The 12,167-nt window shown below is 58.9% G+C and carries 11 protein-coding genes; 8 read left to right on the top strand and 3 right to left on the bottom strand.

Translation table 11 applies throughout. The annotated features are described in order from the left end of the window. Positions 1-15: 15 nt before the first annotated feature. The 5 genes from fadA (at position 16) to ACZ3HH_RS14365 (ending at position 5,304) form a co-directional block, all read left to right on the top strand. A complete protein-coding gene (gene fadA / locus ACZ3HH_RS14385; protein WP_008007076.1) occupies positions 16-1,191 on the top strand; it encodes an acetyl-CoA C-acyltransferase FadA in 1,176 nt (391 codons plus the stop codon). A gap of 96 nt (positions 1,192-1,287) precedes the next feature. Further along, the gene (locus ACZ3HH_RS14380; protein ID WP_007907781.1) at positions 1,288-1,524 is read left to right on the top strand and encodes a DUF1653 domain-containing protein; all 237 of its coding nucleotides are present in this window, start codon (positions 1,288-1,290) and stop codon (positions 1,522-1,524) included. A 114-nt stretch (positions 1,525-1,638) separates the two neighbouring features. Then, on the top strand, positions 1,639-4,266 hold the full coding sequence (gene topA, locus ACZ3HH_RS14375; protein ID WP_052965460.1) for a type I DNA topoisomerase: 2,628 nt from the start codon (positions 1,639-1,641) through the stop codon (positions 4,264-4,266). Positions 4,267-4,404: 138 nt separating this feature from the next. Then, entirely contained in the window at positions 4,405-4,929 is a 525-nt protein-coding gene (locus ACZ3HH_RS14370; RefSeq protein WP_465805514.1) for a DUF6586 family protein, read from the top strand. 141 nt (positions 4,930-5,070) lie between these two features. Continuing rightward, complete coding sequence (locus tag ACZ3HH_RS14365; RefSeq protein WP_007907774.1) at positions 5,071-5,304, top strand: hypothetical protein; 234 nt, start codon at positions 5,071-5,073, stop codon at positions 5,302-5,304. A 93-nt stretch (positions 5,305-5,397) separates the two neighbouring features. Here the strand turns inward: ACZ3HH_RS14365 and sulA are convergent, their stop codons facing one another. Together sulA and lexA are read right to left on the bottom strand one after the other, a co-directional pair. Then, positions 5,398-5,871 (bottom strand): SOS-induced cell division inhibitor SulA, encoded by a 474-nt coding sequence (gene sulA / locus ACZ3HH_RS14360; protein WP_465805512.1) that lies wholly within the window; start codon positions 5,869-5,871, stop codon positions 5,398-5,400. Between the two features lie 10 nt (positions 5,872-5,881). Then, the gene (gene lexA / locus ACZ3HH_RS14355) at positions 5,882-6,490 is read right to left on the bottom strand and encodes a transcriptional repressor LexA (protein WP_007907770.1); all 609 of its coding nucleotides are present in this window, start codon (positions 6,488-6,490) and stop codon (positions 5,882-5,884) included. Between the two features lie 229 nt (positions 6,491-6,719). On the opposite strand from lexA, the gene ACZ3HH_RS14350 reads away from it, so the two are divergent. From ACZ3HH_RS14350 to ACZ3HH_RS14340, 3 genes are all read left to right on the top strand, one after another. Further along, positions 6,720-7,427 carry a TetR/AcrR family transcriptional regulator gene (locus ACZ3HH_RS14350; RefSeq protein WP_123434312.1) on the top strand — a complete coding sequence of 236 codons (708 nt, stop codon included), beginning with the start codon at positions 6,720-6,722 and terminating at the stop codon, positions 7,425-7,427. Positions 7,428-7,597: 170 nt separating this feature from the next. Continuing rightward, positions 7,598-8,596: a beta-N-acetylhexosaminidase gene (gene nagZ / locus ACZ3HH_RS14345; RefSeq protein WP_465805687.1), complete on the top strand. Its 999-nt coding sequence runs from the start codon at positions 7,598-7,600 to the stop codon at positions 8,594-8,596. A gap of 12 nt (positions 8,597-8,608) precedes the next feature. After that, the gene (locus ACZ3HH_RS14340; protein ID WP_465805510.1) at positions 8,609-9,346 is read left to right on the top strand and encodes an S-methyl-5'-thioinosine phosphorylase; all 738 of its coding nucleotides are present in this window, start codon (positions 8,609-8,611) and stop codon (positions 9,344-9,346) included. A gap of 123 nt (positions 9,347-9,469) precedes the next feature. On the opposite strand, the gene ACZ3HH_RS14335 is transcribed toward ACZ3HH_RS14340, so the two are convergent. Beyond that, positions 9,470-12,163: an SNF2-related protein gene (locus ACZ3HH_RS14335; protein ID WP_465805508.1), complete on the bottom strand. Its 2,694-nt coding sequence runs from the start codon at positions 12,161-12,163 to the stop codon at positions 9,470-9,472. Between the last annotated feature and the right edge of the window lie 4 nt (positions 12,164-12,167).

Here is a 12,167-nt window from a genome sequence, read left to right as displayed (position 1 = left end):
CGAGAGTGAACGTATATGAGCTTGAATCCTAGAGACGTCGTGATTGTCGACTTCGGTCGTACTCCGATGGGCCGCTCCAAGGGCGGCATGCACCGCAACACCCGCGCCGAAGACATGTCGGCGCACCTGATCAGCAAATTGCTGGAACGCAACGTCAAGGTTGATCCGAGCGAAGTCGAAGACGTGATCTGGGGCTGTGTGAACCAGACCCTGGAGCAGGGCTGGAACATCGCCCGCATGGCGTCCCTGATGACGCAGATCCCGCACACCGCGGCCGGCCAGACCGTCAGCCGTCTGTGTGGCTCGTCGATGAGTGCTCTGCACACCGCTGCGCAAGCGATCATGACCGGTAACGGTGACGTGTTCGTGGTTGGTGGCGTCGAGCATATGGGCCACGTGAGCATGATGCACGGTGTCGATCCGAACCCGCACATGTCTCTGTACGCGGCGAAAGCCTCGGGCATGATGGGCCTGACCGCGGAAATGCTCGGCAAAATGCACGGCATTACTCGCGAACAGCAGGACGCCTTTGGCGTGCGCTCCCACCAGCTCGCCCACAAGGCGACTCTGGAAGGCAAGTTCAAAGACGAAATCATCCCGATGCAGGGCTACGACGAGAACGGTTTCCTGAAACTGTTCGACTACGACGAAACCATTCGTCCGGAAACCACCCTGGAAAGCCTGGCGGCTCTGAAGCCAGCGTTTAACCCGAAGGGCGGCACCGTGACAGCCGGTACTTCGTCGCAGATCACCGACGGTGCTTCGTGCATGATCGTGATGTCGGCGCAGCGTGCCCAGGACCTGGGTATCCAGCCGATGGCGGTGATTCGTTCGATGGCAGTGGCAGGTGTGGATCCGGCGATCATGGGCTATGGTCCAGTACCGGCAACGCAGAAAGCACTGAAGCGCGCGGGTCTTGGTATCAACGATATCGACTTCTTCGAGCTCAACGAAGCTTTCGCCGCACAGGCGCTGCCAGTGCTGAAAGATTTGAAAGTGCTCGACAAGATGAACGAGAAGGTTAACCTGCACGGCGGCGCGATCGCCCTGGGTCACCCGTTCGGTTGCTCCGGTGCCCGTATCTCCGGCACTTTGCTGAACGTGATGAAGCAGAATGGCGGCACCTTCGGGGTGGCTACCATGTGCATTGGTCTCGGCCAAGGCATCTCCACCGTCTTCGAACGCGTTTAAGCGTTTCGCTGATGGAAGCCGGGGCCAAGTGCCCCGGTTTTTGTTTTTCCGGATTTATTTTTTTTATTTTGAAAAAATTTCAGTGAGGGCCAAAGCATGCCGATACAACCTGGGCTCTACGAACATTACAAAGGTCCGCAGTACCGCGTATTCGCGGTTGCGCGGCATTCGGAAACCGAAGAGGAAGTGGTCTTTTACCAAGCCCTGTATGGCGATTACGGCTTTTGGGTGCGCCCCTTGAGCATGTTCCTGGAGTCGGTCGAGGTTGACGGCGAACAGGTGCCACGCTTTGCTTTGGTGCAAGCTGAACCGAGCGTTTTTCCGCAGCCATAAGGGGAGTGCGCGCAGAACCCTGCGCTTGACCTCACCTTGTAGCCACTATATATAGCGGTGCCGCGTCAGGCGCCAACCGCCTTTCACTTCTAGAATTCAGGAATTTTCTGATCCATGGGCAAATCGCTGGTCATTGTGGAATCCCCGGCTAAGGCCAAGACCATCAACAAGTATCTGGGTAACCAATACGTGGTGAAGTCGAGTATCGGCCATATCCGAGACCTGCCCACCAGCGGTTCGGCTAGCGCCAGCAAAGAGCCTGCCGCCAAGCGCGGCAAGGCCGCCGCAGGTGAAGGTCCGGTGCTCACGCCGAAAGAGAAAGCGCGCAAGCAGCTGGTCTCGCGCATGGGTGTCGATCCCGATCATGGCTGGAAAGCCAAGTACGAGATCCTCCCGGGCAAGGAAAAAGTCATCGAAGAGCTGCGCCGGCTCGCCAAAGATGCTGACACCATCTATCTCGCAACCGACTTGGATCGCGAGGGGGAAGCCATTGCCTGGCACCTGCGCGAAGCCATCGGTGGTGACGACAGCCGCTATAAGCGCGTGGTGTTCAACGAAATCACCAAGAAAGCGATCCAGGAAGCCTTCTCCAAGCCGGGCGAGCTGGACATCGATCGAGTAAACGCCCAGCAGGCGCGTCGCTTCCTCGACCGCGTGGTGGGTTACATGGTTTCGCCGCTGCTGTGGGCCAAGGTCGCCCGTGGCCTGTCTGCCGGTCGCGTGCAATCGGTTGCCGTGAAGTTGGTGGTCGAGCGTGAGCGTGAAATCCGCGCGTTCAACCCGGAAGAGTACTGGGAAGTCCACGCCGACCTCGGCACCGCCAAGGGCGCGACCGTGCGTTTCGACGTGGCTCGCGAGAAAGGCGAAGCCTTCAAGCCGCTCAACGAAGCCCAGGCCATGGCCGCGCTGGAAAAGCTCAAGGCTTCCAGCTACAGCATCGTCAAGCGCGAAGACAAACCGACCAGCAGCAAGCCGTCGGCACCGTTCATCACTTCCACCCTGCAACAGGCCGCGAGTAACCGTCTGGGCTTCGGTGTGAAGAAAACCATGATGATGGCCCAGCGTTTGTACGAAGCCGGCTACATCACCTATATGCGTACTGACTCCACCAACCTCTCGGTCGATGCCGTGGCGATGGCGCGTACCTATATTGAAGGTGAGTTCGGCAAGAAGTACCTGCCGGAAAACCCGAACGTCTACAGCAGCAAGGAAGGCGCACAAGAGGCTCACGAAGCGATTCGTCCGTCCGACGCCAATACCGAGCCAAGCAAGCTATCGGGCATGGAGCGTGATGCCGAGCGGCTTTACGAGCTGATCTGGCGCCAGTTCCTGGCCTGTCAGATGCTGCCGGCGCAATACCTCTCGACCACGGTCACCGTCGGTGCCGGCGACTTCGAGCTGCGTGCCAAGGGCCGCATCCTGAAGTTCGACGGTTACACCCGCGTCATGCCGCAAATTGCCAAGCCTGGCGATGATGATGTGCTGCCGGATATGGCCCAGGGCGACGCGATGAAGCTGATCAAGCTTGATCCGACCCAGCACTTCACCAAGCCGCCGGCGCGTTACTCGGAAGCGAGCCTGGTGAAAGAAATGGAAAAACGCGGCATTGGTCGTCCTTCGACCTACGCGGCGATCATTTCGACCATCCAGGACCGCGGCTACGTGGCGCTGCACAACCGTCGTTTCTATTCGGAAAAGATGGGCGACATCGTCACCGAGCGTCTGGCCGAGAGCTTCTCCAATCTCATGGACTACGGCTTCACCGCCGGCATGGAAGAGAACCTCGATGACGTGGCTCAGGGCGAACGCGACTGGAAAAACGTGCTCGACGAGTTCTACGGCGACTTCAAGAAGAAACTCGAAGTAGCCGAAAGCGCCGAAGGTGGCATGCGTGCCAACCAGCCGGTAATGACTGATATTCCGTGCGTGTTGTGCGGTCGTCCAATGCAGATCCGTACTGCTTCGACAGGCGTATTCCTCGGTTGCTCGGGCTACAGCCTGCCGCCGAAAGAGCGCTGCAAAGCCACCGTCAACCTGGTGCCGGGCGATGAAATCGCCGCGGACGACGAGGGTGAGTCCGAGTCGCTGGTACTGCGTGGCAAGCATCGCTGCCCGATCTGCAGCACGGCCATGGACGCTTATCTGCTCGATGAGAAGCGCAAGCTGCATATCTGCGGTAACAACCCGGATTGCTCTGGCTACGAAATCGAAGAGGGCACCTATCGCATCAAGGGCTACGAAGGTCCGAGCCTGGAATGCGACAAGTGCGGCAGCGAGATGCAGCTCAAGACCGGTCGTTTCGGTAAGTTCTTCGGTTGCACCAACGCCACCTGCAAGAACACCCGCAAGCTGCTGAAAAGCGGTGACGCGGCGCCGCCGAAGATGGATCCGGTGAAGATGCCAGAGCTGAAATGCGAAAAGGTCAACGACACCTACATCCTGCGCGACGGTGCTTCCGGCCTGTTCCTGGCGGCCAGTCAATTCCCGAAAAACCGCGAGACCCGTGCTCCGCTGGTCATGGAAATTGTGCCGCACAAGGATGAGATCGATCCGAAGTACCACTTCCTCTGCGAAGCGCCGAAGAAAGATCCAGACGGCCTGCCTGCTGTGATCCGTTACAGCCGTAAAACCAAAGAGCAGTACGTGCAGACTGAGGTCGACGGTAAGCCGACTGGCTGGAAGGCGTATTACGACGGCGGCAAGTGGACGGTTGAAGACAAGCGTCCATCAGCCAAGGCGTAAAAGGCTGTACACAAAAGGCCGCATGACAACCCTCGGGTTTTCATGCGGCCTTTTGTTTTGGGCTTGCGGGAAACTCAGGTGATCCACGACACTGTCTGACCTGCGTAAAGCAATTATTTCGTTGTGGAGGCTGCCGTCATGGCCCACGAACTCTATACCCGTACCAACCAGAAGATTTATTTCGCCGGCCTGTCGCTGGAAGCGCTCGCCAGAGCCGAAGAGGGGCGGGCGATGAACTCCCTGGCGCTGATTCAGGCCGGACGCGAATCAGCGTTGTTTCACCTGTACGGTGCGCTGTTGGGGCTGTGCCATGAAATCGCCGGTTTCTATCGTCTGCCTCAAGCCAATGCGCCGCGGGCAGAGATGCTGTTGACCCGCGAAGTGCTGGAAACCATCGCCATTCCGGAAATGGCCGAGATGGTCGAACTGGCGCAAAACCCTGAAACCTGGCTGGCGAAGCTGCTGTCGGCACATGCCGCACTGTTTCAGCCGCCTCGCGCTCCGCACAAGCCCAAGGGCGATGTGACGCAGCCGCTTATTCTGGCCGTTAATCTGGATGAAGAAGAGGCGCCGCAAGAGCTGAGTCGGGAAGAGCTGGAGAGCTGGCGTCAGAACCTTAAAGGCCTGGCGATTCGGTTTCGCGAAGGGTTGAACGAGTGCTGAAAATTTGAGTGTTTAGGGGTGGGTCCGCTCAAGGATGAGTGATGTCAGAAATTTCTCTTCGTGATGGCATTTGGTCAAGATCCCGAGCGAAGCTTGGCTGATGCCTATATAATCCCCGCCTTTCGTGGAGAACAGACCTTTATGCCAACGTCCTTTCTAGAAATTGTCGAGTTACCAGACGGCCGAATCGAGCTGCGCAGGGCCGAGGACGAGGGTTCTCTGGTTACTTTGGATTTCTCCGAGGATGCCAAGGTTTTCCTGCAAGGCCAGCATGTGGAAGTCGCCAAGGCGATGTTGAGCGTCGGTGTTCAGATGGCAGGACGCCTGGTTGAAGGCGAATTTGATAAGGAAGAGGGGCCTCGGGTTCTTCATTGATCCCGCCCGTCGGATTCTTCGGATACCCTTACAGATTGGCTTCTCTATCCTTGGAGAAGCCCCGCGCTGTTCAGCGCGCACAGTGTTTGTCAGTTAACCCAGTCGAATATTCAGACTTTGCGCATCCCCGATACGGGCGGCGCTGATCAACTGTTGCCGCGATGTTGTGCTCAGCGGGTTAAGCCAGCTGACGACCGTATGGCTGCGGCCAAGTCGCAAGGCTTCGCAGGTCAACTGCTGAGCGCTCTGTGTGCCGCGCGGTTGCAGGAGCAGAATGCGCTCACGGTTCAGACCGGCGTCCCGTAACCAGGTTTGTGTCAGGCTGGCTGGCGGGGCGATCAGTGTCAGCCAGCGTGCATCCTGATCCTGGCTCAGTTCCCTGAGAATCGGTGCCAGAAGGTTCAGGCAGTTCCCGGCCGCGCCGCGCAGTGATAGCTCGCTGAAGACTTCGGGCTCGGCGCTCCAGGGCGATTCGACCACGTCTTTCAGGATCGGCGCCAATGGCTGTGCCATGAACGCCTCAAACAGCGGCAGTTGGGCTTGCTGTGAGGTATGTGGGAACTGCATAAAGCCTCCTTTAGCGGCGAATCACGCCGACACTCAAGCCTTCGATAACCAGTTCCTGATCTTTCAGGTTGACTTCGATAGGGGCGAATTCAGGGTTTTCGGCAATCAACCAGACCTTGCTGCCGTCGCGCTTGAAGCGCTTGACGGTCACTTCGTCGCCGATCCGCGCCACCACGATCTGACCGTTACGGGCTTCACGGGTGGTATGGACGGCGAGCAGGTCGCCGTCGAAAATGCCGACGTCCTTCATGCTCATTCCATGGACCCGCAGCAGATAGTCAGCGCGAGGATGGAAGAACGAGGGGTTGATGTTGCAGGATTCCTCGATGTGCTGCTGGGCGAGGATTGGCGCACCGGCAGCCACCCGGCCAATGATCGGCAAGCTGGATTCGTCGGCCTTGGCTTCGAAGCCAGGGATGCGAATGCCGCGGGAGGCGCCCGGGGTCATCTCGATCGCCCCCTTGCGGGCCAGCGCCTTGAGGTGTTCCTCCGCCGCATTGGGCGACTTGAACCCCAGTTCCTGAGCGATTTCCGCGCGGGTCGGCGGGTAGCCGTTGTCTTCAAGGCAACGTTTGATGAAGGCCAGAATCTCTGCTTGGCGTGGCGTCAGCTTTAGCATATTGATCGCTCTGTCTTTTTATACAGTGACTGGGATTATATACAGTGAACTGGTCTTGGCAATGCCCCTTTTTTTGTCGGCCGCTGGACGGTCATTTCGCTCGCTGATTGAAGCGGCACTGTTGTATGGTTAAATACCTGACCGACCATTCCCAAAACGAACCGCCAGACTTGACAAGGCCAAGGCTGAAACGTATGTTTCAAACAAGTGTTTGTCAGGCGGAGTAGCCATGGCCCAGTCGGAAACCGTTGAACGCATTCTCGATGCTGCCGAGCAGTTGTTCGCGGAAAAAGGTTTTGCTGAAACCTCATTGCGTCTGATCACCAGCAAGGCCGGTGTCAATCTGGCGGCGGTGAATTATCACTTCGGGTCGAAGAAGGCGCTGATTCAGGCGGTCTTCTCGCGTTTTCTCGGGCCATTCTGCCTCAGTCTCGATAAAGAACTGGAGCGTCGTCAGGCCAAGCCCGAGAACAAACCTACCCTTGAAGAGCTGCTGGAGATTCTTGTCGAGCAGGCCTTGGTGGTGCAGCCACGCAGCGGCAACGACTTGTCCATTTTCATGCGTTTGCTGGGGCTGGCGTTCAGTCAGAGCCAAGGGCACTTGCGTCGTTACCTGGAAGATATGTACGGCAAGGTGTTCCGCCGTTACATGATGCTGGTCAACGAGGCCGCGCCGCGCATTCCCCCGATCGAACTGTTCTGGCGTGTGCACTTCATGCTCGGTGCTGCGGCGTTCAGTATGTCGGGGATCAAGGCCTTGCGTGCGATTGCCGAGACCGATTTCGGCGTCAACACCTCCATTGAACAAGTGATGCGTCTGATGGTGCCATTTCTGGCTGCTGGCATGCGCGCCGAAACAGGCGTCACCGATACTGCCATGGCCACTGCACAGTTGCGTCCACGCAGCAAATCGGCTCCGGCCGCCGCCAAGGTTTAACCGCACACGGGTGGGCGCGGCAGCTGACATCCGCTAAGCTAGCCGCCCATGCCGACTCTCGTTCTGAACCTGCTCCTCATTGATCTCGCCGACCTGCCGGGCACAGCCCATGGCGGCGAATTCGTGCGAGCCGGGTTTATCGTAATCAAGGAATCTCTATGACTGCTGGCCTGCAAGGCTCGTTGATGGTGGACGTCGCCGGTACCTGGCTGACGGCTGAAGATCGCCAATTGTTGCGCCAGCCCGAGGTGGGCGGCCTGATCATTTTTGCCCGCAACATCGAACATCCGCGTCAAGTGCGTGAATTGAGTGCTTCGATCCGCGCCATTCGTCCCGATCTGCTGCTGGCGGTGGATCAAGAGGGCGGTCGGGTTCAGCGGTTGCGTCAAGGCTTCGTGCGGCTGCCTGCCATGCGCGCCATTGCAGACAACCCGAATGCCGAAGACCTGGCCGAGCAGTGTGGCTGGATCATGGCGACCGAAGTGCTCGCGGTCGGTCTCGACCTGAGTTTCGCCCCCGTGCTGGATCTGGATTACCAGCGCAGCGCGGTGGTCGGCACCCGTTCGTTCGAAGGCGATCCCGAGCGCGCCGCCTTGCTCGCCGGTGCATTCATCCGTGGCATGAACCGCGCGGGAATGGCCGCCACCGGCAAGCATTTTCCGGGTCATGGCTGGGCCGAGGCCGATTCCCACGTCGCGATTCCCAACGACGAGCGTAGTCTCGACGAGATCCGCGCCAATGACCTGGTGCCGTTCGCACGACTGAGCAAACAATTGGCCGCCGTCATGCCTGCCCACGTGATTTATCCTCAAGTCGACTCCCAGCCTGCTGGCTTCTCCCGTCGCTGGTTGCAGGACATCCTGCGCGGCGAGTTGCAGTTCGATGGCGTGATCTTCAGTGATGACCTGTCGATGGCTGGTGCGCACGTGGTCGGCGATGCCGCCAGTCGCATCGAAGCGGCATTGACCGCCGGTTGCGACATGGGCCTGGTGTGCAACGATCGCGCGGCTGCCGAGTTGGCCTTGAGCGCCGCCCAGCGATTGAAGGTCAAACCTTCGGCGCGTATAGCGCGGATGCGCGGGCAGGCATACGCCAGCACCGAATACCGTCAAGACCCACGCTGGTTGACGGCCATCGGCGCGCTCAAAGAAGCTCAATTGATTGATTAAGGATTTTTCGTAATGACGGTTTACGCGATTATCGGTGGCACTGGCCTGACACAACTTGAAGGCCTGAGCATTCGTCAGTCACTGGTGGTGGACACACCTTACGGCGCGCCTTCGGCCGAGGTGCAGATCGGTGAGTATGCCGGCAAGGAAGTGCTGTTTCTCGCGCGTCACGGGCATCCACACCGTTTCCCGCCGCATCAGGTGAACTACCGCGCCAACCTGTGGGCCTTGAAGCAGGCGGGTGCCGAAGCAATTCTCGCGGTCAACGCCGTGGGCGGGATTCATGCTGCGATGGGCACCGGACATTTCTGTGTGCCGCATCAATTGATCGACTACACCAGCGGTCGCGAACACACCTATTTCGCCGATGACCTGGAACAGGTCACGCACATCGACTTCAGCTATCCCTACAGCGAACCCCTGCGCCAGCAATTGATCGCGGCATTGGCGGCCGAAGGCGTTGGCTACAGCAGCCATGGCGTGTACGCCTGCACCCAGGGCCCGCGTCTGGAAACCGTTGCTGAAATTGCGCGGCTGGAACGTGATGGTTGCGACATCGTCGGCATGACCGGGATGCCGGAAGCAGCATTGGCGCGCGAGCTGGAACTGGATTACGCCTGTCTGGCGCTGGTGGTGAATCCGGCGGCGGGCAAGTCGACAGCGGTGATCACCATGGCCGAGATCGAACAGGCATTGCATGACGGGATGGGCAAGGTTAAGTCGACGTTGGCGCGGGTGTTGAAAGGTTGATAGATCGTTAAACCGAGTAGACCCCATCGCGGGCAAGCCACGCTCCCACAGGTAAAGTGATTTCCTGTAGGCGCGAGCGGGCGGCGATCCGACTTGCCCGCGAAGGCGATCTGCCTATTGCCGCTACTTATCAATTTTCTCCGGCAACGGCGCAAACAACGCCTCGATATCATCGCTCTGCAATTTCCAGTCCCCCGTCTGGCGTCCATCCAGCACGCCAGCGGCAAGATCGGATTTTTCCTTCTGCAGATGCTGAATTTTCTCTTCCACCGTGCCCCTGGCAATCATCTTGTAGACGAATACCGGCTTCTCCTGACCAATACGATACGCGCGATCAGTCGCCTGATTTTCTGTCGCCGGGTTCCACCAAGGGTCATAGTGAATCACCGTATCGGCTTCGGTCAGGTTCAGTCCTACGCCACCAGCCTTCAGGCTGATCAGAAAGATCTGACGCTTGCCGCTCTGGAATTCTTTCACTGGCGTGCGTCGGTCGCGGGTTTGTCCGGTCAGAATCGCATACGCCACACCGCGTTTTTTCAGCTCATCCTCGATCAACGACAACATTGAGGTGAACTGCGAAAACAGCAGAATCCGCCGACCTTCTTCAAACAACTCTTCCAGCATTTCCATCAGGCTATCAAGCTTGCCGGAGGTGCTGCCGCGCGCGGGCAGGGCGGCGTCGTTGACCAGGCGTAAATCGCAGCACACCTGGCGCAGCTTCAGCAGCGCCTCAAGGATGATGATCTGACTGCGCGCCACACCCTTGAGGGTGATCTCGTCGCGGACTTTTTTGTCCATGGCCAGGCGCATGGTTTCGTATACGTCGCGCTGGGCTTCGTTGAGTTCGACCCAATGAATGATCTCGGTTTTGGGCGGCAGTTCGGTGGCCACCTGTTCCTTGGTCCTGCGCAGCAGGAACGGTTTGATCCGACCGTTGAGGTGTTGAAGTCTTACTTCACTGGCGCGCTTTTCAATCGGCACGCGGTAATCGCGGTTGAAGCTTTTCACGTCACCGAGCCAGCCGGGCAGCAAAAAGTGGAACAGCGACCATAGCTCGCCCAGATGGTTTTCCAGCGGCGTGCCGCTCAGGCATAGACGTTGGCGAGCATTTAGCTCACGGGCCGCATGGGCAGCTTTGCTGTTGGGGTTTTTGATGTACTGCGCTTCATCCAGCACCAGTACGTGCAACGGTTGCGCGGCAAGGCGTTCGACGTCCTTGGGCAGCAGCGCATAGGTGGTCAGAATCAGGTCGTAATCGGCCAGGTGCGCGAAATGCTTTTTGCGACTGGCACCGTACAGCGCCAGCACTTTGAGCTGCGGCGTGAAGTGTGCGGCTTCGTCGAGCCAGTTGGGGATCAGGCTGGTGGGCATGACCACCATGCACGGCCGATCGAGGCGCCCGGCGTTCTTCTCGCTGAGAATATGCGCCAGGGTTTGTAGGGTTTTGCCAAGACCCATGTCGTCCGCGAGAATCCCGCCGACTTCCAGTTGCCGCAACGACTGCATCCAGCTCAGGCCTTCCAGCTGATACGGGCGCAAGGTGGCATTCAACCCTTCGGGCGCCACCGCGGTATGGTCCTTGATATCGCGCAGGCGCTGGGCAAAGGTGCGGATCTGCTCGCCACCTTCCCAAAGCAATGGCAGGCCTTCCAGCGGATTCAATCGTGTGGCGTCGGCCTTGCTCAGGCGCAGTGTGGTTTCGCCGGGCTCTTGCAGATAAAACTCGCCGAGGGTGGCCAATACCGGTTTCAAGCGGCCGAAGGGCAGGGCGACCTGCAACGGACCTTGGTCGGTACTGCGGCGTTGCGGAATGTTCACCAGGATCAGCTCGTCGTCGCGACGCCGGGCGAGTCGTTCCGGGTTGAGGATCTCTGTGTGGGAGCGCATCAGGTTCAACAGGATCGGCAGCAGGCTCAGACGTTCGCCGTTGACGATGATCCCCAGTTCCAGGTCGAACCAGTCGCGCTCAGGTGCCTGCTCGACCGTGGCGTACCAATCATCCACGGCGGTCAGGTCGAAGCCGAAATCTTCGTCGATCTGCAACTCCCAACCCTGGGTGCGCAGCTTCGGCAGCTCGTTCAGGGTGAAGGTCAGCCAGGCACTGTCGTTGACCATCTCGTAGAGTTCGCCGGCACTTTCCGGCAGGGCCTTGCTTTGTCGGGTGGCGATCTTGAAACCGAGGATTCGCAGCTGTTCCCTGTAGGCCTGTTCGACTTCCGGGTGACGTTTTATTCGCAGCGTCTGCGTCTCTTGGCGAATCAGGATGTCAGTGTTTTTCTGTCCGCTGACGTATTCATCCAGATAGCTGAAAGACAGTGCCGCGCGATGCTGGATGTACCGCTGCATCTTGCCGTTGCGCGGTTCGAAGGCACTGAACTCGATGCTCGCCAGCCACAGGCGCGGCACCGGTTGCACGTTGTCCACCAACACTTGCGGCGGCGCTTTGGGGCTACGGTTTTCCAGTACGGCCTGAAGTTTTTCCAGCAGTTCAGCGTCTTTGGCGGCGGCCGGATAAGCAAGGGTTTCCTGCACTTGCAGCAACACCGCCGCGCAATGTTTGCAGTTGCTATGAACCGGGCAGGTGCACGTGGCGTCGATCATCAGCAAGGTGCCTTTGGCCGACTCGCGCAGGCGAATGGTCTGGCGGTAAACGTTACCGCCAGAGCCTTCGCAACTGGCGGTGATGGTGGCATCGCCGACTTCGACGATCCTGACGCGGTTCTCCAGCGCGTAGCGGCGGCCACGCTCCAGGCTCTGTTCCTTGAATCGGCTGACCCAGGAAGTTGCCAAGGGTTTGCTCAGGGTCGCGGAGGACATAAGG

It is taken from the genome of Pseudomonas sp. PME37.24/025, assembly GCF_055556615.1.
Note: the sequence above shows the minus strand (reverse complement) of the source record. Positions and strands in the feature narration are given on the sequence as shown.